Origin of the sequence: Pseudomonas syringae (genome assembly GCF_001698815.1) — a bacterium.
Classification (GTDB): domain Bacteria; phylum Pseudomonadota; class Gammaproteobacteria; order Pseudomonadales; family Pseudomonadaceae; genus Aquipseudomonas; species Aquipseudomonas syringae_A.
On the sequence record NZ_LGSI01000022.1, the window covers coordinates 34360 to 58388 of the forward strand.

Annotated in this window: 22 protein-coding genes; 13 read left to right on the plus strand and 9 right to left on the minus strand. The window is 59.5% G+C overall.

Going from position 1 to position 24029, the window contains the following annotated elements:
• From dapF to AFK24_RS06825, 4 genes are read left to right on the plus strand one after another with little or no spacing between them, the layout of a single operon-like run.
• Window positions 1–831 carry a diaminopimelate epimerase gene (gene dapF / locus AFK24_RS06810; protein ID WP_065832535.1) on the plus strand — a complete coding sequence of 277 codons (831 nt, stop codon included), beginning with the start codon at window positions 1–3 and terminating at the stop codon, window positions 829–831.
• 13 nt (window positions 832–844) lie between these two features.
• On the plus strand, window positions 845–1579 hold the full coding sequence (locus AFK24_RS06815; RefSeq protein ID WP_065832536.1) for a DUF484 family protein: 735 nt from the start codon (window positions 845–847) through the stop codon (window positions 1577–1579).
• Window positions 1579–2478, plus strand: a complete 900-nt coding sequence (xerC, locus tag AFK24_RS06820; RefSeq protein WP_065832537.1) for a tyrosine recombinase XerC — start codon at window positions 1579–1581, stop codon at window positions 2476–2478. The genes AFK24_RS06815 and xerC overlap by 1 nt, the downstream gene beginning before the upstream one ends.
• Window positions 2471–3163 carry an HAD family hydrolase gene (locus AFK24_RS06825; RefSeq protein ID WP_065832538.1) on the plus strand — a complete coding sequence of 231 codons (693 nt, stop codon included), beginning with the start codon at window positions 2471–2473 and terminating at the stop codon, window positions 3161–3163. Before xerC ends, AFK24_RS06825 begins: the two co-directional genes overlap by 8 nt.
• Window positions 3164–3321: 158 nt before the next feature.
• On the opposite strand, the gene sutA is transcribed toward AFK24_RS06825, so the two are convergent.
• From sutA to glnK, 4 genes are all read right to left on the minus strand, one after another.
• Complete coding sequence (gene sutA, locus AFK24_RS06830; RefSeq protein WP_065832539.1) at window positions 3322–3648, minus strand: transcriptional regulator SutA; 327 nt, start codon at window positions 3646–3648, stop codon at window positions 3322–3324.
• Window positions 3649–3749: 101 nt separating this feature from the next.
• The gene (locus AFK24_RS06835) at window positions 3750–4175 is read right to left on the minus strand and encodes a secondary thiamine-phosphate synthase enzyme YjbQ (protein WP_020293431.1); all 426 of its coding nucleotides are present in this window, start codon (window positions 4173–4175) and stop codon (window positions 3750–3752) included.
• A 158-nt stretch (window positions 4176–4333) separates the two neighbouring features.
• Complete coding sequence (locus AFK24_RS06840; RefSeq protein ID WP_020293430.1) at window positions 4334–5671, minus strand: ammonium transporter; 1338 nt, start codon at window positions 5669–5671, stop codon at window positions 4334–4336.
• A gap of 33 nt (window positions 5672–5704) precedes the next feature.
• Window positions 5705–6043: a P-II family nitrogen regulator gene (gene glnK, locus AFK24_RS06845; protein ID WP_002555808.1), complete on the minus strand. Its 339-nt coding sequence runs from the start codon at window positions 6041–6043 to the stop codon at window positions 5705–5707.
• 417 nt (window positions 6044–6460) lie between these two features.
• On the opposite strand from glnK, the gene AFK24_RS06850 reads away from it, so the two are divergent.
• On the plus strand, window positions 6461–6724 hold the full coding sequence (locus AFK24_RS06850) for an accessory factor UbiK family protein (protein ID WP_065832540.1): 264 nt from the start codon (window positions 6461–6463) through the stop codon (window positions 6722–6724).
• A gap of 148 nt (window positions 6725–6872) precedes the next feature.
• Here the strand turns inward: AFK24_RS06850 and AFK24_RS06855 are convergent, their stop codons facing one another.
• Window positions 6873–7925, minus strand: coding sequence for a PLP-dependent cysteine synthase family protein (locus tag AFK24_RS06855; RefSeq protein ID WP_240500353.1), 1053 nt, complete (start codon window positions 7923–7925; stop codon window positions 6873–6875).
• 132 nt (window positions 7926–8057) lie between these two features.
• Here AFK24_RS06855 and AFK24_RS06860 point away from each other — a divergent pair, with 132 nt between their 5' ends.
• Window positions 8058–8519: an Lrp/AsnC family transcriptional regulator gene (locus AFK24_RS06860; RefSeq protein WP_065832542.1), complete on the plus strand. Its 462-nt coding sequence runs from the start codon at window positions 8058–8060 to the stop codon at window positions 8517–8519.
• Window positions 8520–8536: 17 nt separating this feature from the next.
• On the opposite strand, the gene AFK24_RS06865 is transcribed toward AFK24_RS06860, so the two are convergent.
• Window positions 8537–9178, minus strand: a complete 642-nt coding sequence (locus tag AFK24_RS06865; RefSeq protein ID WP_240500354.1) for an Abi family protein — start codon at window positions 9176–9178, stop codon at window positions 8537–8539.
• 509 nt (window positions 9179–9687) lie between these two features.
• Between AFK24_RS06865 and AFK24_RS06870 the strand changes: the two genes are divergently transcribed.
• Entirely contained in the window at window positions 9688–11181 is a 1494-nt protein-coding gene (locus tag AFK24_RS06870; protein ID WP_065832544.1) for a YifB family Mg chelatase-like AAA ATPase, read from the plus strand.
• A gap of 102 nt (window positions 11182–11283) precedes the next feature.
• Here the strand turns inward: AFK24_RS06870 and AFK24_RS06875 are convergent, their stop codons facing one another.
• Entirely contained in the window at window positions 11284–13260 is a 1977-nt protein-coding gene (locus AFK24_RS06875) for a methyl-accepting chemotaxis protein (protein ID WP_065832545.1), read from the minus strand.
• A gap of 190 nt (window positions 13261–13450) precedes the next feature.
• Window positions 13451–14371, minus strand: coding sequence for a LysR substrate-binding domain-containing protein (locus AFK24_RS06880; protein WP_065832546.1), 921 nt, complete (start codon window positions 14369–14371; stop codon window positions 13451–13453).
• 157 nt (window positions 14372–14528) lie between these two features.
• On the opposite strand from AFK24_RS06880, the gene AFK24_RS06885 reads away from it, so the two are divergent.
• Entirely contained in the window at window positions 14529–15908 is a 1380-nt protein-coding gene (locus AFK24_RS06885; protein WP_065832547.1) for a NorM family multidrug efflux MATE transporter, read from the plus strand.
• A gap of 149 nt (window positions 15909–16057) precedes the next feature.
• On the opposite strand, the gene AFK24_RS06890 is transcribed toward AFK24_RS06885, so the two are convergent.
• Window positions 16058–17725 (minus strand): putative bifunctional diguanylate cyclase/phosphodiesterase, encoded by a 1668-nt coding sequence (locus AFK24_RS06890; RefSeq protein WP_065832548.1) that lies wholly within the window; start codon window positions 17723–17725, stop codon window positions 16058–16060.
• Between the two features lie 216 nt (window positions 17726–17941).
• On the opposite strand from AFK24_RS06890, the gene rep reads away from it, so the two are divergent.
• The 5 genes from rep to AFK24_RS06915 all read left to right on the plus strand — a co-directional run bounded on the left by rep (window position 17942) and on the right by AFK24_RS06915 (window position 23760).
• Window positions 17942–19951 carry a DNA helicase Rep gene (gene rep / locus AFK24_RS06895; protein WP_065832549.1) on the plus strand — a complete coding sequence of 670 codons (2010 nt, stop codon included), beginning with the start codon at window positions 17942–17944 and terminating at the stop codon, window positions 19949–19951.
• Window positions 19952–19995: 44 nt separating this feature from the next.
• Window positions 19996–20568, plus strand: coding sequence for a xanthine phosphoribosyltransferase (locus AFK24_RS06900; RefSeq protein ID WP_065832550.1), 573 nt, complete (start codon window positions 19996–19998; stop codon window positions 20566–20568).
• Between the two features lie 197 nt (window positions 20569–20765).
• Window positions 20766–21650, plus strand: coding sequence for an MBL fold metallo-hydrolase (locus AFK24_RS06905; RefSeq protein WP_065832551.1), 885 nt, complete (start codon window positions 20766–20768; stop codon window positions 21648–21650).
• Between the two features lie 29 nt (window positions 21651–21679).
• Window positions 21680–22939, plus strand: a complete 1260-nt coding sequence (locus AFK24_RS06910) for an NAD(P)/FAD-dependent oxidoreductase (RefSeq protein ID WP_065832552.1) — start codon at window positions 21680–21682, stop codon at window positions 22937–22939.
• The gene (locus AFK24_RS06915; protein WP_065832553.1) at window positions 22936–23760 is read left to right on the plus strand and encodes a sulfite exporter TauE/SafE family protein; all 825 of its coding nucleotides are present in this window, start codon (window positions 22936–22938) and stop codon (window positions 23758–23760) included. The genes AFK24_RS06910 and AFK24_RS06915 overlap by 4 nt, the downstream gene beginning before the upstream one ends.
• The last annotated feature ends 269 nt before the right edge of the window (window positions 23761–24029 follow it).

The following is a 24029-nucleotide window of genomic DNA, read 5'->3' on the forward strand; positions in this document are numbered from 1 at the left end:
ATGCTGCTGCGTTTTACCAAGATGCACGGCCTGGGCAACGACTTCATGGTTCTGGACCTTGTGAGTCAGCACGCGCATATTTTGCCCAAGCACGCCAAGCAATGGGGCGATCGGCATACCGGCGTGGGCTTCGATCAGCTGTTGCTGGTGGAAACCCCGACCAACCCGGACGTGGATTTCCGTTACCGGATCTTCAACTCCGATGGCTCCGAGGTCGAGCAGTGCGGCAACGGTGCGCGCTGTTTCGCCCGTTTCGTGCTGGATAAACGCCTGACCGCTAAGCGCCAGATCAAGGTCGAGACCAAAAGCGGGATTATCGAACTGGACATCCGCAACGATGGCCAGATCAGCGTCGACATGGGGCCGCCGCGCCTGATCCCGGAAGAAATTCCGTTTCAGGCTGTGGAACAGGCCTTGAGCTACAGCCTTGATGTAGACGGACAAACCGTCGAGCTGGCGGCGGTGTCGATGGGTAATCCCCACGCAGTGCTGCGCGTCGACGACATCAACAATGCCCCGGTGCACACACTCGGGCCGAAAATCGAGCATCACCCACGCTTTCCCGCGCGAGTGAACGTCGGTTTCCTGTATGTCGTGGATCGTCAGCGCGCACAGTTGCGGGTCTGGGAACGCGGCGCCGGGGAAACCCAGGCATGCGGCACCGGAGCATGCGCCGCAGCCGTTGCAGCCATCAGCCAGGGCTGGATGGATTCGCCGCTGTTGATCGACCTGCCGGGTGGCCGCTTGTCCATCGAATGGGCCGGCCCAGGTCACCCGGTCATGATGACCGGCCCCGCTGTTCGGGTTTATGAAGGCCAAGTTCGTCTATAAGTGAGCAAATGCGATGACCGACAAGCCTCAGACTTCAACCGACACGCCCAGCGAATCGCCTGCCGATCACGCTGCGCCAAACACTGAAGCAGAGGCGATCATCGCTTTCCTGCTCGACCATCCGGATTTCTTCGCCGAGCACGACGAACTGCTGGTGTCGATGCGTATCCCGCATCAACGCGGCGACACCGTCTCGCTGGTCGAACGCCAGCTCAAGCTGCTGCGCGAGCGCAATATCGAGATGCGCCATCGCCTGTCGCAGCTCATGGATGTTGCCCGCGACAACGACCGCCTGTTCGACAAGACCCGCCGCCTGAACCTCGCCTTGATGGACGCCACCAGCCTCGAAGAAATCGTGATTGCCGTGGAAGACAGCCTGCGCCAGGAGTTTCAGGTGCCCTTCGTCAGCCTGATCCTGTTCAGCGACAACGCCATGCCGGTCGGCCGTTGGGTCACCGCTGCCGAGGCGCAAAAAGCCATTGGCGGTCTGATCGGCGAAAAAACCGTGTGCGGCGCGTTGCGCGAACACGAGTTGGCGTTTCTGTTCGGCGCCGAGCAAAGCAAGGAAGTCGGCTCAACGGCCATCGTCACCTTGAATCACCTAGGCCTGCATGGTGTGCTGGCCATCGGCAGTCGTGATCCGCAGCATTACAAAAGCTCGGTCGGCACCCTGTTCCTCAACTACATCGCCGACGTGCTGGGACGTTTGCTGCCGCGCTTCACTCACGCGCTGCGCTCGGTCCGCTAATGGAACGGCAGCTGGACGCTTACTGCACTCACTTGCGCAGTGAGCGCCAAGTCTCGCCTCACACCCTCGAAGCCTATCGGCGGGACCTGAATAAAGTCCTCGCCTTCTGCGACAAAGAAAAAATCACCCGTTGGGCGGCGCTGGATATTCAACACCTGCGCAGCCTGATCGCCCGCCAGCACCAGCAAGGCCAGTCGTCGCGCAGCCTTTCGCGGCTGTTATCCGCCGTGCGTGGGCTTTACCACTACCTCAATCGCGAAGGCATCTGCGAGCACGACCCGGCAAATGGCCTGTCGCCGCCCAAGGGCGAACGCCGCCTGCCCAAGACGCTGGACACCGACCGCGCCCTGCAATTGCTGGATGGCGCTATTGAAGATGACTTTCTGGCCCATCGCGACCAGGCAATTCTGGAACTGTTCTACTCTTCGGGCCTGCGCTTATCGGAGCTGACCGGCTTGAACATGGAGCAGCTGGACCTCAGCGAAGGCCTGGTTCAGGTGCTCGGCAAAGGCAGCAAGACCCGCGTCCTGCCGGTGGGCAAGAAGGCCCGCGAGGCGCTGCAAACCTGGATTGCCTTGCGCGCCCTGGCCAATCCCGAAGACGACGCCGTCTTCATCAGCCAGCAAGGCCGCCGTCTGGGGCCGCGCGCGATTCAGAAGCGGGTCAAACTGGTGGGCGAGCGCGAACTGGGGCAAAACCTGCACCCGCACATGCTGCGGCACTCCTTTGCCAGCCATCTGCTGGAGTCATCTCAGGATCTGCGCGCCGTACAAGAACTGCTCGGCCACGCCGATATCAAAACCACGCAGATCTATACGCACCTGGATTTCCAGCATCTGGCGACGGTGTACGACAGCGCCCATCCTCGGGCCAAACGCAAAGGTTCTGACCATGATTAAGCTGATCACCTTCGATCTCGATGACACGCTGTGGGACACCGCGCCGGCCATCGTCGGCGCCGAGGCCACCTTGCGCGACTGGCTGGCCGCCAATGCGCCAAAGCTGGGCCCGGTGCCCGTCGAGCATCTGTGGGAGATTCGCACCCGCCTGCTGGACGCTGATCCGACCCTCAAACACCGCATCAGCGCCTTGCGACGTCGGGTTTTGTTTCATGCGCTGGAGGACGCGGGCTACGCGCAGGACGTGGCGCAGGATCTGGCCGACAAGAGCTTCGAGGTTTTCCTGCATGGCCGCCATCAGGTGCAGATTTTTCCCGAAGTGCAGCCGATGCTGGAGATTCTGGCCAAGACGTTCACGTTGGGCGTCATCACCAATGGCAATGCCGATGTACGCCGATTAGGGCTGGCGGATTATTTCGCCTTTGCGCTGTGTGCCGAGGATCTGGGCATCGGCAAGCCTGATCCTGCGCCGTTTCTGGAAGCGCTCAAACGCGGCAACGCCGATCCGGCGCATGCCGTGCATATCGGCGATCACCCTGGCGATGACATTGCGGGCGCCCAGCAAGCCGGTATGCGCGCCATCTGGTACAACCCGCAGGGCAAACCCTGGGAAGCCGAAAAGCTGCCGGATGCCGAGATCAGCAGCCTGACGCAATTGCCGGATGTGTTGCGGCGCTGGAGCTGACCCCGTTGGAGCGAGGCTTGCCCGCGAAATAAACGATAACGCGGTGTGCCTGCATTACCGAGGCGTCCGATTCGCGGGCAAGCCTCGCTCCAACGAGATAAACGCGCAAAAAAAAGCCCGCAGCGACAGCGGGCTTTTTTCATGCGGCAACCGAAACCCTAGATCGGGCGGCTACCGTATTTGTTGTCGGGCTTCTTGGGAGGATCGGCGACCACGTTGGCTTCCACTTCCTGAACCTTGCCGCCCCGGGCGAGGAACTCTTCCATTGCACGAGCCAGAGCATCACGCTCTTTGTTTTTGGCTTCCACGCTAGGCAGTTCATCAACCGAGACTGCAGCCTTGGCTTTTCCCTTGGCTGGAGTGACGGAAGGTTCAACGCTGTCATCAACTTCAGCGCCATCGTCTTCGGCAGCAGCTACAAGCTCCTCCCCGTCCTCTTCACCTTCCAGATCATCAACCAGATCGTCGTTGTCGTCGTCGCTCATGTTCTACCTCATGACTTGCGAAAGCAGATTAGTTATAGCCCAGCTGCGCCCGTTTTCGAATGCGGCCGGAAAAAATTCAACATAGCGCTGAAGCTCAGCGATCACGCCTTCTCACCTTGCAAGGTGGCGAGGACGTTGCGAGCACCGCCAACATCGCGATGCTCACCTAGATAAACACCTTGCCAGGTGCCTAGCGCCAATCGCCCTGCCGTTACCGGCAACGTCAATTGGCAGCCTAGCAAACTGGCCTTGAAGTGCGCTGGCAGGTCGTCAGGTCCTTCGTCGTCATGTTCAAAGCCGTCCACGCCCTGAGGTGCCAGACGGTTGAAATAGCGTTCGAAGTCGCGACGCACAGCCGGATCGGCGTTCTCGTTGATGGTCAACGAAGCCGAGGTATGCTGCAGCCACAAATGCAACAGACCCACTCGACAACCGCGCAGCTCGGGCAAGCCTGCCAGTATCTCGTCGGTCACCAGATGGAACCCACGAGGCCTGGCCCGCAGGGTAATCCTGGTCTGTTGCCACATACAGTTCTCCGCACGTTCGGCGCGCATTCTAACGCGCTGGTAGAAAAAGCAAAGCGCGCAATAAACCGGCTTTCCTGTAAGACATCCGCGATGTCCTCTATCGACAAACGCCAGACAAAAAAATGCCCGGCAAACCGGGCATTTTTTTTGGCGCTGACTTACAAGTTGTAGCCACGCTCGTTGTGTTGCGCAAGGTCGAGGCCGACAGCTTCTTCTTCCTCGGTGATGCGCAGGCCCATGACCGCGTCCAGCACCTTGAGGATGATGAAGGTCACGATCGCGGTGTAGATGATCGTGAAGCCGACGCCTTTGCACTGGATCCAGACTTGTGCCGCGATGTCAGTCACGGTGCCGAAGCCGCCCAGAGCAGGGGCTGCGAATACACCGGTGAGGATCGCGCCGACGATACCGCCGATACCGTGCACGCCGAAGGCATCCAGGGAGTCGTCGTAGCCGAGCTTGCGCTTGAGGCTGGTGGCGCAGAAGAAGCAGATCACGCCTGCAGCCAGACCGATGATCAGAGCGCCCATCGGGCCAACAGTACCTGCGGCAGGAGTAACGGCAACCAGACCGGCAACCACACCCGAAGCGATGCCCAGGGCACTTGGCTTACCGTGGGTCAGCCACTCGGCGAACATCCAGCCCAGAGCAGCGGCAGCGGTAGCGATCTGGGTAACCAGCATCGCCATACCGGCAGTGCCGTTGGCCGCAGCAGCGGAACCGGCGTTGAAGCCGAACCAGCCTACCCAGAGCATTGCCGCGCCGACCAGGGTGTAACCCAGGTTGTGCGGAGCCATCGGGGTAGTCGGGAAACCTTTACGCTTGCCCAGTACCAGACAGGCAACCAGACCAGCCACACCCGCGTTGATGTGAACCACGGTGCCGCCTGCGAAGTCCAGGACGCCCCAGTCCCACAACAGACCACCGACGCCGCCCCAGACCATGTGCGCGATTGGCGCATAGACCAGAGTGAACCAGATGCCCATGAAGATCAGCATCGCGGAGAACTTCATGCGCTCTGCGAAGGCGCCGACGATCAACGCCGGGGTGATGATGGCAAAGGTCATCTGAAAGGTGACGAACACCGCTTCAGGGAACAACGCAGCCGGGCCAGTGATGCTGGCTGGCGTGATGCCAGCGAGGAACGCTTTACCCATGCCACCGAAGAAGGAGTTGAAGTTGACGACGCCAGCTTCCATACCCGTGGTATCGAACGCAATGCTGTAGCCGTAAACGACCCACAGGATGCTGATCAAACCAGTGATAGCGAAACACTGCATCATCACGGAAAGAATGTTTTTCGACCGAACCATGCCGCCGTAGAACAGCGCGAGGCCGGGAATAGTCATGAACAGCACCAAGGCTGTCGAAGTCAGCATCCAGGCGGTGTCGCCTGAGTTGAGGACTGGAGCTGCCACTTCGTCCGCCGCCATGGCAAGGCCAGGGGTTACGAGGGACAACAGGGCTCCTAGCCCTGCGAATTGACGCAGAGTCATATTGTTTTCTCCTGGGGCGTTGGGGTTGGCGGCTTAGATTGCGTCGGTATCGGTTTCGCCCGTACGGATGCGAATAGCCTGTTCCAGATTGACCACGAAGATCTTGCCGTCACCAATCTTGCCGGTGTTGGCTGCTTTGGTTATCGCCTCGATAACCCGATCCAGATCCTTGTCATCAATGGCTACATCGATCTTCACCTTGGGAAGGAAGTCGACTACGTATTCCGCACCGCGATACAGCTCGGTGTGGCCTTTCTGACGTCCGAAGCCTTTGACTTCAGTGACGGTGATGCCCTGCACGCCGATTTCAGACAGCGACTCGCGCACGTCGTCCAGCTTGAACGGCTTAATGATTGCAGTGACTAGCTTCATGAAACTTTCTCCCGAATTGGTGGACTTGCCCCAGGAAAACAAACCCGACTCAAGTCTAAGCGCAGTGCCTGGCTTTGTAACGCGTCGGTCGCCTTAAATAGAGGCCCGACCAACCCCAGAAACCGCTTCTGACGAAACACATCCCCGCTCCGCCTGCCGCACTGCCTTCGTCATAGCGACTGCCTCAGTGCATGGGTCATAAGCGTCTAAGCAGAAAGCTTGCCATCTCGTGATATTTCATTGAATACAGGCCCTTGACCCACAATTGCCCAGCCCCGGCCCCTTCCAGACGAGCGGAACGCACAACTACAGTGCGCGCGTGCACGCCACGATGCGCGATAACCGTGCATCCCCGACCTGGATTGACTATAGACGCTGCGTGCTACACTGCCGCCCATCTGATTCTGGAACCTGACCATGCTCGCGCCCAAAGCTTTCCTCGATGCCCTGAGCGGCCACGCCTCGCGCTTGTTCAACGGCGAGACGCCGATCCCGCGCAATGAATTTGAAACCCAGTTCAAAGCCCTGCTGCAAAGCGGCTTCAGCAAACTGGATCTGGTCAGTCGTGAGGAGTTCGACAGCCAGATGGCCGTCCTCGCCCGCACCCGGGCACGTCTGGAAGCGCTGGAAGCCAAGGTTGCGGAGATGGAAGCGAACGCTTCGCCAAAGAATGACGCCTGACCCGTAACCATCCGTTGGAGCGAGGCTGCCCGCGAAGAACGATTACACGGTGGGTCTGGTCCACCAAGGTGCCTGATTCGCGGGCAAGCCTCGCTCCAACGGATTGGTGTTTGCCCTGTATCGAAACAGTGCATCTACCCTTCATCGATTATCTGGCCGGCACCAACAAGTGCTCCAGCTTGCGCGTATAAGGCGCGAGATCACCGATGGTGCGCGCGACCCATTGTGGGTCGTAGTAGGTGTCCAGATAACGCTCGCCGCTGTCGCACATCAGCGTCACCACTGACCCTTTCAAACCTTGCTCCTGCATCTGCAGCGCCACCGTCAGCGCGCCCCAGACGTTGGTACCGGTCGAGCCGCCGGGCTTTTTACCGAGCAGACGTTCCAGCCAGGCCAGCGTGGCGATGCTCGCGGCGTCAGGCACCTGCATCATGTCGTCGATCACACCCGGCAGAAACGACGCCTCGACCTTGGGCCGCCCGATGCCTTCAATGCGACTGCCATGCTGGCTGGTCACGCAGGTATCACCCGTTCGGTAGCTCTCATAGAAGACTGAATTCTCCGGGTCCACCACGATCAGCCGTGTGTCATGCCCCTTATAGCGGATGAAACGCCCAATCGTCGCCGACGTGCCGCCGGTTCCGGCGCTCATCACGATCGCGGCGGGCACCGGATACTCTTCGCCGCTCAACTGCTCGAAGATGCTGTCGGCAATATTGTTATTGCCGCGCCAGTCGGTGGCGCGCTCCGCATAGGTGAACTGGTCCATGTAATGACGATCGCCCGCGCTCGCCAGCCGCTCGGCCTCGGGGTACACATCGCACCCGCGTTCGACGAAATGACAGCGGCCGCCGAGCAATTCCACCTGTTCGATTTTCTTGCTTGCCGTATTGCGCGGCATCACAGCCGTAAAGCTCAGCCCCAGCAGCTTGGCAAAATAAGCTTCGGACACCGCCGTGCTGCCCGAAGATGCCTCGACCACATGCGTACCCTCACGAACCTTGCCGCTGCAAATGGCATGCAGGAACAACGAACGCGCCAGCCGGTGCTTCAAACTGCCACTCGGGTGCGTGCTCTCATCCTTGATGTAGATATCCACATCTTTGAGTGCGGGAACATCCAGTTTGAGCATGTGCGTATCCGCCGACCGCTGTTGATCGCTGGAAATCTTTTTCATGGCCGTACGAATCCAGTCGCTCATCACTGCTATGCCTCTGCTCAAAAGCGGGTTAATGAGCAAATTTTACTGATACGCGGCGAAAATAATTTTCCTTCGTGCTACCTGGATAGCTAATCTCTAGAAAATATTTCTCCAGAACATCGGTAGTGAAGAATGGACAGTTTTGACCGGCACATCCTGACCCTGCTCCAGCGCGATGCGTCCATGCCGCTCAAGGATCTGGCCGAAGCGGTCAACCTCTCGACCACACCGTGCTGGAAGCGCGTGAAGAAGCTCGAAGAAGCGGGCTTCATCAAATCCAAGGTGGTGCTGCTCGACGCGGAAAAACTCGGCCTCGGCTTGTCAGTGTTCGTGCAACTCAAAACCCAACGCCACGACAGCCAGTGGCTCGAACACTTCGCCCAGACCGTCATGCAGTTCGAGGAAGTCATGGAGTTCTACCGGATGGCCGGCGAATGGGATTACATGCTGCGCCTGGTGGTCCACGACATGGCCGCTTATGACCGCTTCTACAAAAAACTCATCAGCAGCACCGAAGGCCTGTCGACCATCACGTCGAGCTTTTCCATGGAACAACTCAAATACACCACCGCGCTGCCGTTGCCGCGTGGTTGATGTTATGCCCCTCTGTTTTAAGTCGTTGCGAATTGGGGCGTGAACACGAGAGAACCTTTCCAGCATTTCCAGTCGGCAAGTATTGGTGGAAACCGATCATGCGCTTGCATCCAACCGAACAAGACCGGATCAATCCACTGGATGATTTCCGAGATATCACGGTGCAGCACCAACAGTGGTTGCCATAGCAAGGGCTCGTGATGGAAGCATCTGTTGCGCAGTACTCTTCCATTGTTAAGGCGCTTGCGGATCAGATCAGGTTGACGCAGAGCTTTGGGACAATGGAAAAAGACCTTCATCAACGGTTTTGACAAAGTCTTGGTCGTCGCTTTGTTGAATAGAGCCGTCCAGAATCCGAAGCTTAGTTCTGCAACGATATTGTCCGGGGAGACTGCAACGTGTCGTTGAATCAAGATTGCTTTTGCATCGCGTATCTTCTCGTAAAGCTTTTCAAGCGCGCCGTCACCGCAGCAACGCCACTCCTCATACCAGTCTTCACGGCCATAGTTAAGAGCCATTTCTTTTTGGATACCGTTGCGTAGCGCAACTTCCAGAATATGGAATACCGAAACCAATGCCTCAGCGATCCTCATATTGTGGACGTAGGCTTGTGCGGCTATCGACTCATGCCCCCTATGTCCGCGTAAGTAACGAGCCATCCTGGGAGTCGATAACTTTGATTCCAGTGTCTGCCATATCATCGACGGTCAAAATCCTTTTTACGTTATGCCGCGATCCTGCTGTTCCTTTTGTGCGAGCTCTCTGGGCGCTGATCTATTAGCCCCCAGATACAGAAGACACGGATAATACCCAGCGCAGGGGACACCTCGAATTCAGCCTTTTCCTCACGGTGTGACGGATATTTCATCTAGTCGTGCAAGCCTTGGCTATCACCTGTTTGATGGCCGATTTCAGGTTTGACCATGCCGTCCAGGTCGAATATATTCGCCGGGCAGCCCTGACAACTCCACTCCCGGGATTCTGAAACGGTGATGAGCTCAGGTAAGAATATGGCCCCGCTCTGCGGGGCCAACTCATTTCTGCCCCGCACGTTTTATCGCCCAGCGCTGCTGGCTTCCTCTGCCGTTAACACCCTGTATCCATTCATTCCCTCACGACGCTTCGCAATCGCGCAGGATGCGCAAATCGCATTCTCAAGGAAGAGTCCATGTCTCTCGCTATCGTTCACAGCCGCGCCCAGGTCGGGGTGGAGGCGCCTGCTGTTACGGTTGAAGCGCACTTGGCCAATGGTCTGCCCGCGCTGACGCTGGTGGGATTGCCGGAAGGTGCCGTGAAGGAAAGCAAGGATCGCGTGCGCAGTGCGATTTTGAATTCCGGGCTGAAATTTCCTGATCGGCGCATCACGCTGAATCTCGCCCCGGCGGATCTGCCCAAGGATGGCGGGCGTTTTGATCTGGCGATTGCCTTGGGGTTGCTGGCTGCAAATGGGCAAGTGCCGCTTACGGCGTTGCTGGATGTGGAGTGCCTTGGCGAGTTGGCGTTGTCGGGGGCGATCCGGCCGATTCAAGGGGTGCTGCCAGCGGCGTTGGCCGCCCGCGCTGCCGAGCGCACGCTGATCATTCCTGCGGTCAACGCCGAAGAAGCGTGTCTGGCGTCAGGTTTGCGAGTCATCGCCGCCAATCATTTGCTGGAGCTGGTGGCCCATTTCAACGGGCAGGTGCCAATCGCGCCCTATCAGGCCAGCGGGCTTCTGCATCAGACCAAACCTTACCCGGACCTCAGTGAAGTCCAGGGCCAGACCGCCGCCAAACGCGCGCTGATCGTCGCTGCAGCCGGCGCGCATAACCTGCTATTCAGCGGTCCGCCCGGTACAGGTAAAACCCTGCTCGCCAGTCGTCTGCCTGGTTTGCTGCCACCGCTGGACGAGCATGAAGCGCTGGAGGTCGCGGCGATTCAGTCAGTCGCCAGCCAGATTCCGCTGACAAGTTGGCCACAGCGGCCGTTCCGTCAGCCGCACCATTCGGCATCCGGCCCGGCGTTAGTGGGCGGCGGAAGTCGTCCGCGGCCGGGGGAAATTACCCTGGCGCACCATGGCGTGCTGTTTCTCGATGAGCTGCCGGAATTTGACCGTCGGGTTCTGGAAGTGCTTCGCGAGCTGCTAGAGTCGGGGCATATCGTGATTTCGCGGGCGCGGGATCGGGTGCGTTTTCCGGCGCGTTTTCAGCTGGTCGCGGCGATGAATCCCTGTCCGTGCGGCTACCTGGGCGAGCCAACCGGTCGCTGTCGTTGTTCTACTGAGCAGATTCAGCGTTATCGCAACAAATTATCCGGCCCGCTGCTGGACCGGATTGATCTGCACCTGACCGTGGCGCGGGAAGCGACGTCGCTCAATCCTTCGCCGCAGCAAGGCGACGACACCGCCAGCGCCGCCAAATGGGTCGCGCAAGCCAGGGAACGTCAGCAGCGGCGTCAGGGTTGCGCCAATGCATTTCTCGATCTGCCCGGCTTGCGCCAGCATTGTGGGTTGTCTGCTGCCGATGAAGCCTGGCTGGAAACAGCATGCGAGCGACTGACGCTGTCTCTGCGCGCCGCCCACCGCTTGCTGAAAGTCGCCCGCACCCTGGCTGATCTGGAGCAGGTCGAGGCGATCAACCGCAGTCATGTCGCGGAGGCGTTGCAGTATCGGCCTTCGAGTAATTGAGCGTGCGGGCGACTTGATCCTTGTGGGAGCGAGCTTGCTCGCGAAGGCAATGTTTCATACCTATCTATTCGCGAGCAAGCTCGCTCCCACAGGATTAACTGATCAACGAAACCGATCAACCTCAGTGCGCAATTCTGCCGCCAGCGCATTCAGTTCTTCGGCGGTCACTGCCAGATGCGAGACCACTTCGCGCTGTTCGGTGTTGGCCATCGCGATGCTTTGCAGGTTGCTGCTGAGCAAGGTCGCGGTGCTGCTTTGTTCCTGGGTCGCGGTGGTGATGGCGGCAAACTGCTCACCGGCGGAACGGCTTTGCTCGTCGATCTGCGCCAGCGCGGCAGCGACCTTGGCGTTGCGTGACAGACCTTCCTGCATCAACGCATTGCCCTGCTGCATCGTGCTGATGGCGTTGCCGGTTTCCTGCTGAATGCTGGCGATCATGCCGGAGATTTCATCGGTAGCCTTGCGCGTCCTGGATGCCAGGCTGCGCACCTCGTCCGCCACCACCGCAAAACCACGGCCTTGTTCACCGGCTCGGGCTGCTTCGATTGCGGCGTTGAGGGCCAGCAGGTTGGTCTGGTCGGCAATCGAGGTAATCACGCCGACGATGCTGCCGATTTCCTGGGAGCGCTGCCCCAGCGTATCGATGACCGTCGCGGTGCTGCTCAGCGACGAAGCAATCTGCTCAAGGGACAAGGACGCTTCCTGCATCGAGGCGCGACCGATACGGGTTTGCTGGGCATTTTCACTGGCCAGACGTTCGGTATTTCCCATATTGTCGGCGATGTTCAGGGAAGTGGCGCTGAACTCCTCGACAGCGCCAGCCATGCTGGTAATTTCGCCGGACTGCTGTTCCATGCCTTCATACGCACCGCCCGACAGGCCGGACAACTCGTGAGCGCGACTGCTGACTTGCTGAGCGGCAGTGCGGATGTGGGAAACCATGGTCGACAAGGCTTCGCCCATCTTGTTGAAGCTGCCCGCCAACTGACCGATTTCGTCGTGACTGGACACGTTCAGGCGCACGCTCAAATCACCGGCGCCCAAGGCTTCAGCCTGACGCACCAGATCGGACAACGGCTGCAGTTTGCTGCGCAACAGCCAGATCGCCGAACCGACCGCGATAAACATGGCCAACAGGCTGCCAATGGCCAGCTGCGTGCCGACGCTCCAGGTCACCGCGCTGATTTCAGCTTTCGGCATGCTGGCGATTACCGTCCATGGCCCGTCCTTGAACGGCTGGGCAACGCTGTAGAAATCCTGACTGGTGTCGTTCCAGAACTGACCCTTGCCCGGCAGCTTGACGACGTCAGCGACGGTTTTACCTGCCTGCTCCGGAGCTTTCACGCCTGCCGGCGATACCAGCCAGCGGCCTTGATCATCCAGCAGCGCCAATGAGCCTGTTGTGCCGATGCGGAAATTCCTCAGGTTTTCGAACTGAGCGTTTTGCGCATCGGTGTAGTCGAAGCCGACAAACAGCACCGCAATGACTTTGCCGCCGCTGTCGCGTACCGGGGAGTATTGCGTCATGTAATTGCGATCAAACAACACCGCCTTGCCGATGTAATTCTGCCCGCCCATCAAGCGATCGTAAGCCGGATGCTTGTGGTCCAGCTGGGTGCCAATGGCGCGTGTGCCGTCCTGCTTGGTCAGCGAAGTGCTGATGCGGATGAACTCGTCGCCGCTGCGCACGAATACTGTGGCCACCCCGGCCGTCAACTGGCGGAAGCTATCAACTTCGGTGAAGTCGTTGTTCAGGACAGTGGCGCCCTCATACAAACCTGGCGTCTGGATCCCGGCCACTGTGACCGGCTTGTCGGCCTGCACCGTCAAGCCACCGGCAAAGCGTTTTTCAAACAACCCGCTCAAGCGCTGGGTGCTGTCACGCAAGGTGCTATGAAAGGTGGTGAGCTGATCCGCCAACAACCGCGCTTCACTGCCCATATGCTCTTCACGAATGACGAGGTTGGCAGAGTCCAGTGAACGCAACGCAAAAACGGTACTGCCGCTGATGACAACCGCCAGAATAACGGCCAGAGCTATACCGAGTTGCGAGGCAATTCGAGCGCGGGGCTTTGACATAAGGGCTCCTGACTGAACAGTTCGGACCTTTGGATTCCGAACTGTTCAGCAAATTATCTATTTGAGTTTTAGGCTTTTTCCGTACTTCTGGTACGAATACTCCCATGCCTCAACATCGGCCACCCAAATGAATACTTGAGTGCTTCCGTTGGTTTAGCAAACGATTGCGAAGCTGAAATCCGCGAATCATTTACCTGAGAATTTCCACGTCCGGCAACTCCATGGCCTGGACTTCGCTTTGCAGAAAGTCGCCCAGTCGACGCAGCCGCTCTGTTCCGGGCCTCGTGCGCGGCCAAACCAGATAATAGTCCTCGCCGCTGTGCACTGCGGTGCGCCACGGCAGGCTCATACGACCGTGCGCCACGTCCTCGGCGACCATCAGCAAATCGCCCATCGACACCCCATAACCTCGCGCTGCGGCGATCATGCCCAGTTCCAGCGTATCGAAGACCTGGCCGCCCTTGAGTGAGACCTGCGTCGACAAACCGGTGCGTTCCAGCCAGGTGCGCCAGTCACGCCGGTCCAGTGTCGGATGCAGCAGTTCGGCGGCGGCCAGGCGTTCGACGTCCCAGGGCAGCTCTTCGAGCAAGCTCGGTGCTCCGACCGGAATCAGCAGTTCAGGGAACAGATAAATCGCTTCCCAATCCGCCGGAAAATGCCCGCGACTGAGCAAGACCGCGCAATCAAAGGGTTCCTGGCTGAAATCCACCACGTCGATTTCAACCCAGGCGCTGGTCAGCTGCACTTCATTGCCGACCTGCAAATGACGAAAACGGCTGAGCCGCGCCAGCAGCCAACGCATGGTCAGGGTCGGCGGGGCCTTCATGCGCAGCACGCCTTCGTCGCTCAACAACGTGCTGCACGCCCGCTCCAGCGCCGAAAAACCGTCCCGCACGCCAGGCAGCAAGGTACGCGCCGCCTCGGTGAGTTGCAGGTTGCGACCCTTGCGTTGAAACAATCGACAGGCGAAATGCTCTTCGAGGGTGCGAATGTGCCGGCTGACCGCACTTTGCGTGATGGATAACTCTTCCGCCGCGCGGGTAAACGAGCTGTGTCGCGCGGCCGCTTCGAATGCACGAAGCGCATAGAGTGGAGCGAGACTACGTGCCATTCAGATCTTTCCTACTGCGGGGAGCACTGACTTTAGCGTATATCCTCGTGCATGAGTTTTACTCATGCAACTGATCTGATTTATCCCTTTGTGCATCACCGGCTAACTGCCGAGAATGTGCCGCTCATAAATGCCCCCGAATTCGAGCACCATCGCTATGCAACAACCTGCCATCAAAGAACTCTGGATCATCCTGCGCCTGGCCGGGCCGCTGATCGCTTCACAGATGGCGCACATGTTGATGGTGTTCACTGACACCGTGATGATGGGCCAGCTCGGTCCCGAAGCGCTGGCGGGCGGCGGTTTGGGCGCGGCCAGTTACAACTTCATCTCGTTTTTCTGCGTGGGCGTCATGGCGGCGGTCGGCACGTTGGTAGCGATTCGGCATGGCGCGGGCGACAACAAAGGCGCGGCCCAGCTGGTTCAAGCCGGAGTCTGGCTGGCCTGGGGCATGGCGTTGATCGCCATGTTGATGCTGTGGAACCTGGAGCCGATCCTTCGCCAGTTCGGCCAGACCGAAGCCAACGTCCACATGGCCGGTCAATTCTTGATCACCTTGCCATTGGCGCTGCCGGGGTTGCTGACCTTCATGGCGCTGCGCGGCTTCACCAGTGCGCTGGGTCGCGCCGGTCCGGTCATGGCCATCAGCCTGGGCGGCGCGGCTGCAAACTTCGGTCTCAACTATGCCTTCATTCATGGCCTGTTCGGGCTGCCGCACCTGGGTTTGATGGGCATTGGACTGGTCACGGCAATTGTCACCAACGCCATGGCGCTGATCCTCGCGCTGCACATCCGTCGGCACCCGGCTTACGCGCCCTATCCAATTCTTCAGGGGTTTTGGCAGCTGTCGCGCAGTCATCTCAAGGAACTGTGGCGTCTGGGTCTGCCCATTGGCGGGACGTATGCGGTGGAAGTCGGGTTGTTCACCTTTGCCGCGTTCTGCATGGGCGCGATGGGCAGCACGCAGATGGCCGCGCACCAGATCGCGCTGCAAACGGTGTCCATGGCGTTCATGATTCCGGTGGGTATTTCCTACGCCGTGACCATGCGCATCGGTCAGCATTACGGCGCGGGCAATTTGTTGCTGGCGCGGACTGCCGGACGTGCGGGCATTGTTTTCGGCGGCAGCGTGATGCTGGCGTTCGGCGTGCTGTTCTGGCTGGCGCCGCATTCGATTATCGGGCTGTTCCTGGACATCAACGACCCGGCGTTCGCCGACATTGTCGATCTGGCCGTAAAACTGCTGGCGATTGCCGCCTGGTTCGAAATCCTTGATGGCACGCAAACTATCGCCATGGGCGCGATTCGCGGCTTCAAGGATGCCAAGACCACCTTCCTGATCGGGCTGGCCAGCTATTGGCTGGTGGCGGCACCTGCGGCGTGGATTCTGGGTTTCTATATGAATCAGGGCGCAGTTGGTGTGTGGTGGGGCCTGGCGCTCGGTTTGCTGTGCTCGGCGCTGGCGCTGACCTACGCGTTCGAAAGGAAGACTTCGCGGTTGTTGCGGCGCGAAGCGGGTGCGGCAGTGGTGGCGTGAATTACTTGCGGTATTCGGTAGGAAGGGACTTGTCCCCCGAAGATGTCCGCTCGGTCGCTCATGCCTGGATTTGCCCGTTGTCTGGGCAATTGTCTTCGGGGACAAGTCCCCTCCTACCGGTCTCTGGGCTGCATTGACTGCCTGCCCGATCAAACACTACTCAACGACCGCGAAACACCTTGATCGAAGGTCAGGAACTCAACCAGATCCTGCATCGCCAGCGGGCGGCTGATGAGGTAGCCCTGCACCTGATCGCAGCCGAAGCTGCGCAGCAAGGCCAGTTGTTCGACGTTTTCGACGCCTTCGGCCACCACTTCCAGACTCAGGTTATGCGCCAGATTAATCATGGCGTGGACCAGCTTGCGGTTCTCCTCGCGCTGCTCCATTTCGGCGACGAAACTCCGGTCGATCTTGAGCAGCGCAATGGGCAGGCTGTTCAGATGTACGAAAGACGAAAAGCCGGTGCCGAAGTCATCCAGAGAAAAGCGCACGCCGAGCCTGCCCAGTGCGTCCATGGTGTGCTTGACCAGATCGCTGCGGCGCATGACGGCGGTTTCAGTCAGCTCGAACTCCAGCCATTGCGCATCGACGCCACGGTCGGCGATCAACCTGCTCAACGTCGCCAGCAACTGGTTGTCCTGAAACTGGCGGAACGACAGGTTGATGGCCATGTGCAGCGGCGGCATGCCGAGTTCGCGCAGCGCCTGCATGTCGCGCAGGGCACGGGAAATCACCCAGTAGCCCAGCGGCACGATCAAGCCACTTTGCTCGGCCAGCGGCACGAATTCGCTGGGCGGCAACAGGCCACGCTCCTGATGACGCCAGCGCACCAGCGCTTCCAGACCGACAATGCGCCCACTGGTCAGGCAAAGCCTGGGTTGATAGTGCAACTCCAGCTCGTCACGTCGTAGCGCCCGACGCAGTTCACTTTCCAGATCGGCGAGGCTGCGGGCATTGCGATTGATGCGTTCGTTGAAGACATGAAAGGTGCAGCCCTGAACACCCTTGGCCTGTTGCATGGCGATGTGTGCATGCCACATCAACGGATCGGCGCCGGCCAGCGCGCGCGAGTGGGCGATACCCAGGCTGCAACCGATCAGCAGGCTTTCGCCATCGACCCAGTAAGGCTCGGCCAGCGCTTCAGTGATGCGTTCGGCCATCCACTCGGCGCGGCGTGGCGCCCGCCGCGTGTCTATTAACAAGGCAAATTCGTCGCTGCCAAGGCGGGCGATCTGATCGCCAACCTCTAGCTGGCTTTTCAGGCGCGCCACAACCTGCAGAATCAATCGATCGCCGGCCTGATGGCCTAGGGCATCGTTGGCGCGGCGGAAGTTGTCCAGATCCAGATGTCCAAGGGCCAGCCCGCGGCCTTCGTTTTCCAGCAAACGCGCGGTCAGCAACGTCTGAAAACCCTGGCGATTGGCGATGCCGGTCAACGTGTCCTGTTCGGCCAGGCGTTGCAGCGTGTCTTCCAGCAAGCCTTTTTCGCGGATATGTCGCAGACAGCGGCGCACGGTGTCAGTCGTCAGGCTGCCGCGTACCAGCCAGTCGACAGCGCCGACCGGTCCGACAGGCGGTTCCTGCTCCAGCAGCATAACCACAGGCAAACTGCAGCGTCCCGGCGCAGGTTGCAGCGCGGGCGTGGTCAGCAGCACCGTATTGCTCTGGTCGACAAGATGCTCGCTGACTTCATTCCAGTCGGCGACACACAGCAATTCAATGCCATCGAGTGGAACCAGGCAAACGCGAAGCAATGCTTGCCATTCCGGCTCTCGGGCCAGCAATAACAGTCGCACGGGTTGGAAAAGCGTAGACAAGCTAGCTCCCTAGGCTCGTCAAGGACGAGCAACAAAGCCCAAAGACGCGGGGCCAAACCAGCGCCTTTACAGCGCATTGGTACGCAAATGTAACAAAAATTACAGGATTAGATAGCGCAGCGATATTTAGTGCAAGTACAGGGGCGGACGGTGGCCGCACAATCGTCCCAGCCTGTTAAAATGCCCGCCCATTTCGCTTGTGACCCTCTCCCTGTTATGTCCCGACTCAATCCCCGGCAACAAGAAGCCGTGAACTACGTCGGCGGCCCTCTTTTGGTGCTCGCCGGCGCTGGCTCCGGCAAGACCAGCGTGATTACGCGCAAGATTGCTCATCTGATCCAGAATTGCGGCATTCGTGCCCAATACATCGTCGCCATGACCTTTACCAACAAGGCGGCGCGGGAGATGAAGGAACGGGTCGGCACCTTGCTGCGCGCTGGCGAAGGCCGTGGCTTGACCGTTTCCACCTTCCACAACCTGGGCCTAAACGTGATCCGCAAGGAGCACACGCGGCTGGGCTACAAACCGGGTTTTTCGATCTTTGACGAGACCGACGTCAAAGCGCTGATGACCGACATCATGCAGAAAGAGTATTCCGGCGACGATGGGGTCGACGAAATCAAGAACATGATCGGCTCGTGGAAAAACGACCTGATCCTGCCGCCCGAAGCGCTGGCCAACGCACGCAATCCCAAGGAACAGACCGCCGCCATCGTCTACACCCACTATCAGCGCACGCTCAAGGCGTACAACGCGGTGGACTTCGACGACCTGATCCTGCTGCCGGTGAAACTCTTCCAGGAACACGCCGACATTCTCGAAAAGTGGCAGAACAAGGTTCGTTACTTGCTCGTCGATGAATACCAGGACACCAACGCCAGCCAATATTTGCTGGTGAAATTGCTGATCGGCATGCGCAACCAGTTCACCGTGGTGGGCGACGACGACCAGTCGATCTATGCCTGGCGCGGCGCGCGGCCGGAAAACCTGATGCTGCTCAAGGACGACTATCCGTCGCTGAAAGTGGTGATGCTGGAGCAGAACTACCGTTCCACCAGCCGCATCCTGCGCTGCGCCAACGTGCTGATTTCCAACAATCCCCACGCCTTCGAAAAGCAATTGTGGAGCGAAATGGGTCACGGCGATGAAATTCGCGTGATCCGCTGCCGCAATGAAGACGCCGAAGCCGAGCGCGTGGCCGTTGAAATCCTCAGCCTGCACTTGCGCACCGATCGGCCTTACAGCGATTTTGCGATCCTGTATCGCGGCAACTATCAGGCGAAACTGATCGAGCTGAAATTGCAGCACCATCAGGTGCCGTATCGTCTGTCAGGCGGCAACAGCTTTTTCGGACGTCAGGAAGTAAAAGACCTGATGGCCTATTTCCGTTTGCTGGTCAATCCGGATGACGACAACGCCTTCCTGCGCGTGATCAACGTGCCGCGTCGGGAAATCGGCTCGACGACCCTGGAAAAACTCGGCAACTACGCCACCGAGCGCAAGATCTCGATGTACAACGCCACCGACGAAATCGGCCTGGGCGAGCATCTGGACAGCCGCTACACCGACCGTTTGCAGCGCTTCAAGCGCTGGATGGACCGCGTGCGCGAACAATGTGCCCAGGACGATCCGATTGGCGCGCTGCGCAGCATGGTCATGGACATCGATTATGAAAACTGGCTGCGGCAGAACAGCTCCAGCGACAAGGCCGCCGATTACCGCATGGGCAACGTCTGGTTCCTGATCGAGGCGTTGAAAAACACCCTCGAGAAAGACGAAGAAGGCACCATGACCATCGAGGAGGCCATCGGCAAGCTGGTCCTGCGCGACATGCTCGAACGCCAGCAGGAAGAGGAAGACGGCGCCGAAGGTGTGCAAATGATGACCCTGCATGCTTCCAAGGGCCTGGAATTTCCTTACGTGTTCATCATGGGCATGGAAGAGGAAATCCTCCCGCACCGTTCCAGCATCGAAGCCGACACCATCGAAGAAGAGCGCCGCCTGGCTTACGTGGGCATCACCCGCGCGCGCCAGACGCTGGCGTTCACCTTCGCTGCCAAGCGTAAGCAATACGGCGAAATCATTGATTGCTCGCCGAGCCGCTTCCTCGATGAACTGCCCCCGGACGACCTGGCTTGGGAAGGCAACGACGACACACCGACCGAAGTGAAGGCCGTGCGCGGCAATACGGCATTGGCCGATATTCGTGCCATGCTCAAACGCTAGAATTGATTACTTTTTGCGCACATTCGCGCAGCCGAGGAACCGACGTGGAAGCACTGCACCAGAAAATTCGCGAAGAAGGCATCGTATTGTCCGACCAGGTGTTGAAGGTCGATGCGTTTCTCAATCATCAGATCGACCCTGCGCTGATGCAGCTGATCGGCGATGAATTCGCCACGCTGTTCGCCGACTCGGGCATCACCAAGATCGTCACCATTGAGGCCTCGGGTATTGCTCCGGCGATCATGACCGGCTTGCGCCTTGGCGTACCGGTGATCTTCGCCCGCAAGCATCAATCCCTGACGCTGACGGAAAACCTGCTGTCGGCCACGGTGTATTCGTTCACCAAGCAGACTGAAAGCACCGTCGCCATTTCGCCACGGCATCTGAACAGCAATGACAACGTGCTGATCATCGATGACTTCCTGGCCAACGGTAAGGCATCCCAGGCGCTGATTTCGATCATCAAGCAAGCCGGCGCTACGGTTGCCGGGCTGGGCATCGTGATCGAGAAGTCGTTCCAGGGCGGCCGCGCCGAACTGGACGCCCAAGGCTATCGCGTCGAATCGCTGGCCCGGGTGAAGTCCCTGGCGGGCGGGGTTGTAACCTTTATCGAGTAACTTGTAGGAGGGGACTTGTCCCCGAATGCAATTACCCGAATGCAACTTGCCCGACAACGAGATATCCGAAAATCAACGCCGCTTGAACTGACGTTTTCGGGGACGAGTCCCCTCCTACCAGAATCCTTGTTGCCAGCAGGTATCGGGAATACCCAACCCACTACCCCGCCAGCCTCAACAACCGTTTTGGAGACCCCATGATCATTCGCGAGCGCCTGTACATCGAAGCACTGTTCGATCCTCATACCTCGACCATCAGCTATCTGGTCATGGACCTGAGCAGCAAACACTGCGCGCTGATCGACAGCGTGCTGGATTACGACCCCAAGTCCGGGCATACCGGGACCGAGTCCGCCGACCGCTTGATCGCCCGTGTTCGGGAGCTGCAAGCCTCGGTGCAATGGATTCTCGAAACCCATGTACACGCTGATCATCTTTCCGCAGCCGCGTACCTGAAAGACCAGCTGCACGGGCAGATCGCTATCGGCAGCCATATCACCCAGGTGCAGAAAGTGTTCGGTGCGCTGTTCAACGCGCCGGGCAGTTTTGCGCGCGATGGCAGCCAGTTCGACGTGCTGCTGGGCGACGGCATGTCATTCCAGATCGGCACGCTTGAAGCACGGGCGATGCACACCCCTGGCCACACTCCGGCGTGCATGACCTACCTCGTGGAAGTGGCGGGCGAAACCGTGGCGTTCGTTGGCGACACTTTATTCATGCCCGACTACGGCACCGCGCGCTGCGACTTTCCCGGCGCCGACGCCCGAACGCTGTATCGCTCGATTCAGAAAATCCTCAGCCTGCCGGCCAGCACACGACTGTTCATGTGCCATGACTACCTGCCAAACGGCCGCGAACTGCAATACATGACCACGGTTGCCGAGCAGCGCGCCAACAATATCCACATCCACGAAGGCATCGATGAAGACGCCTTCGTGAAGATGCGCGAAGCCCGCGACGCAACCCTGGACATGCCCGTGCTGATCCTGCCTTCGGTGCAGATCAACATGCGCTGTGGCCACCTTCCGGAGCCGGAAGAAAACGGCATCAGCTACCTGAAAATCCCGCTTAACGTCCTTTGAACCGGGCATCCACTTCTGGAGCTGTTGCGATGCAAGAACAACATGACGTGCGCCACCAAATCCTTATCGTCGGCGCTGGCGCTGCTGGTATTGCCACAGCATCGAGCCTGCTGGCTCGGGACGCGACGCTGGATATCGCCATTATCGATCCGGCCGACACCCACTACTATCAGCCCGGCTGGACCATGGTCGGCGCGGGGATTTTTCAACCTGAGACCACCGCGCGCAGCATGGAATCGTTGATCCCCAAGGGCGTGCGGTGGATCAAGGAAGCCGTCGCGGCATTCGAGCCGCAACACCATCGAATCCTGCTGCAGACCGGGCAGATGCTCGGTTATCAACAGCTGATCGTCTGCCCCGGTCTGAAACTCGACTGGGCCGCGATTCCCGGTCTTCAGGAAACCCTGGGCAAAAACGGTGTGACGTCCAACTATCGCTACGACCTGGCGCCTTACACCTGGCAACTGGTGCAAAACCTCAAGCAGGGTCGGGCGCTGTTCACCCAGCCGCCCATGCCGATCAAATGCGCGGGCGCGCCGCAAAAGGCGATGTATCTGTCCTGCGATCACTGGCTGAAAACTGGCCGCCTGGGGCACATCAACACTCAGTTCTTCAATGCGGGCGGCGTGCTGTTTGGTGTGGCCGACTATGTGCCAGCCTTGATGAAGTACATCGAGCGCTACGCCATCGACTTGCAATTCAATCACAAGCTGATCGCGGTGGACGGCCCTCGGCGAATGGCGACTTTTGTGCGCACCGACGCCGAGGGCAACAGCGAAACTGTCGAGCAAACCTTCGACATGTTGCACGTAGTGCCGCCGCAGACTGCACCGGACTTCATCCGCGCCAGCCCTTTGGCCGACGCCGCAGGCTGGATCGACGTCGATCCGGCAACCTTGCAACATCGCCATTTTGCCAACATCCACGGCCTGGGCGACGCGACCAACACCAGCAACGCGAAAACCGCAGCGGCCGCCCGCAAGCAGGCGCCGGTGGTGGCTAACAACGTATTGCGTGCCCTGGGCCGTTTGCAGCAACTGGCGCAATACGACGGTTACGGCTCATGCCCGCTGACCGTGGAACGCGGCAAGATCGTCCTCGCCGAATTCAACTATGGCGGCAAACTGGCACCGAGTTTCCCGGACTGGCTGCTCAACGGCCGCAAACCCACGCGTCTGGCCTGGTGGCTGAAAGAACGCATTCTGCCGCCGCTGTACTGGCGCGGCATGCTGCGCGGTCGGGAATGGCTCGCCAGCCCGAAGCTTGACCCGCTCAAGGCCGGAAAGTGAACGAACATCAACTGCTCGGCGCAGGTCTGGGCACATTGATCGGCGCGATATTGGCGTTGACCGGGGCCGGTGGCGGCATTCTCGCGGTGCCATTGCTGGTGTTTGGCCTTGGCCTGTCGATTGTCGAAGCCGCCCCCGTGGGATTGCTGGCAGTTGGCCTGGCGTCGGCGGTCGGTGCGATTCTGGGTTTGCGCGAAGGCATCGTGCGTTATCGCGCTGCGGGTTATATCGCCAGTATCGGCATTGTCATCGCGCCACTGGGTTTGTGGCTTGCCCATCAGTTGCCGAACGCACCGCTGGCACTGCTGTTTTCGGCGGTCCTGATGTATGCCTGCGTGCGGATTTTTCGCAAAGCCAGCTGCGAATTGCGTCACGGCCCATTGGCCACGCGCCCGGGTTTTCTGCCCTGTGTACTGAACCCGCTGCAAGGTCGCCTGCGCTGGACCATGCCGTGTCTGCGCGCGCTGACGCTGACCGGCATGCTGGCGGGCCTGCTATCCGGATTGCTGGGGGTTGGCGGCGGCTTCGTGATTATCCCGGCGCTGACGCGCTACACCGACCTGAACATGAAAAGCGTGGTGGCCACTTCATTGGCGGTCATTGCCCTGGTTTCCATGGGAAGCGTGCTTACCGCAACCCTGAGCGGCGTGATGCATTGGGCCGTCGGCGCACCCTTTGCGGCAGGCGCGGTTCTCGGCCTTGTCGGCGGGCGACAGATTGCGCGCTACCTCGCCGGGCCACGATTGCAGCAGCTGTTTGCGGTGGTGGGCGTGGGGGCGGCGGTGATGTTGATCGCTACACAGATCACATTTCTCCTGTAGGCACTCCCTCCTACCGGTTTTGCACAGGCCGGTAGGACCGGACTTGTCCGGGAAGGCGTCGGCGCAGCCCGGTAGGACCGGACTTGTCCGGGAAGGCGTCAGCGCAGGCAATGAGTCAGGTCAGACAGATTGAGGTTGCCTTCTTCGGGGTCAAGTCCCCTCCTACACAGATTGTGATCCAGTCTGGGAAGGCGTCGGCGCAGGCCGGTAGGACCGGACTTGTCCGGGAAGGCGTCGAGTCAGACAGATTGAGGTTGCCTTCTTCGGGG

What these genes read in the sequence shown, in the direction of transcription:
- dapF (WP_065832535.1), top strand. Translation starts at nt 1, where the DNA reads ATGCTGCTGCGTTTTACCAAGATGCACGGCCTGGGCAACGACTTCATG.
- AFK24_RS06815 (WP_065832536.1), top strand. Translation starts at nt 845, where the DNA reads ATGACCGACAAGCCTCAGACTTCAACCGACACGCCCAGCGAATCGCCT.
- xerC (WP_065832537.1), top strand. Translation starts at nt 1,579, where the DNA reads ATGGAACGGCAGCTGGACGCTTACTGCACTCACTTGCGCAGTGAGCGC.
- AFK24_RS06825 (WP_065832538.1), top strand. Translation starts at nt 2,471, where the DNA reads ATGATTAAGCTGATCACCTTCGATCTCGATGACACGCTGTGGGACACC.
- sutA (WP_065832539.1), bottom strand. Translation starts at nt 3,648, where the DNA reads ATGAGCGACGACGACAACGACGATCTGGTTGATGATCTGGAAGGTGAA.
- AFK24_RS06835 (WP_020293431.1), bottom strand. Translation starts at nt 4,175, where the DNA reads ATGTGGCAACAGACCAGGATTACCCTGCGGGCCAGGCCTCGTGGGTTC.
- AFK24_RS06840 (WP_020293430.1), bottom strand. Translation starts at nt 5,671, where the DNA reads ATGACTCTGCGTCAATTCGCAGGGCTAGGAGCCCTGTTGTCCCTCGTA.
- glnK (WP_002555808.1), bottom strand. Translation starts at nt 6,043, where the DNA reads ATGAAGCTAGTCACTGCAATCATTAAGCCGTTCAAGCTGGACGACGTG.
- AFK24_RS06850 (WP_065832540.1), top strand. Translation starts at nt 6,461, where the DNA reads ATGCTCGCGCCCAAAGCTTTCCTCGATGCCCTGAGCGGCCACGCCTCG.
- AFK24_RS06855 (WP_240500353.1), bottom strand. Translation starts at nt 7,925, where the DNA reads ATGAGCGACTGGATTCGTACGGCCATGAAAAAGATTTCCAGCGATCAA.
- AFK24_RS06860 (WP_065832542.1), top strand. Translation starts at nt 8,058, where the DNA reads ATGGACAGTTTTGACCGGCACATCCTGACCCTGCTCCAGCGCGATGCG.
- AFK24_RS06865 (WP_240500354.1), bottom strand. Translation starts at nt 9,178, where the DNA reads ATGGCTCGTTACTTACGCGGACATAGGGGGCATGAGTCGATAGCCGCA.
- AFK24_RS06870 (WP_065832544.1), top strand. Translation starts at nt 9,688, where the DNA reads ATGTCTCTCGCTATCGTTCACAGCCGCGCCCAGGTCGGGGTGGAGGCG.
- AFK24_RS06875 (WP_065832545.1), bottom strand. Translation starts at nt 13,260, where the DNA reads ATGTCAAAGCCCCGCGCTCGAATTGCCTCGCAACTCGGTATAGCTCTG.
- AFK24_RS06880 (WP_065832546.1), bottom strand. Translation starts at nt 14,371, where the DNA reads ATGGCACGTAGTCTCGCTCCACTCTATGCGCTTCGTGCATTCGAAGCG.
- AFK24_RS06885 (WP_065832547.1), top strand. Translation starts at nt 14,529, where the DNA reads ATGCAACAACCTGCCATCAAAGAACTCTGGATCATCCTGCGCCTGGCC.
- rep (WP_065832549.1), top strand. Translation starts at nt 17,942, where the DNA reads ATGTCCCGACTCAATCCCCGGCAACAAGAAGCCGTGAACTACGTCGGC.
- AFK24_RS06905 (WP_065832551.1), top strand. Translation starts at nt 20,766, where the DNA reads ATGATCATTCGCGAGCGCCTGTACATCGAAGCACTGTTCGATCCTCAT.
- AFK24_RS06910 (WP_065832552.1), top strand. Translation starts at nt 21,680, where the DNA reads ATGCAAGAACAACATGACGTGCGCCACCAAATCCTTATCGTCGGCGCT.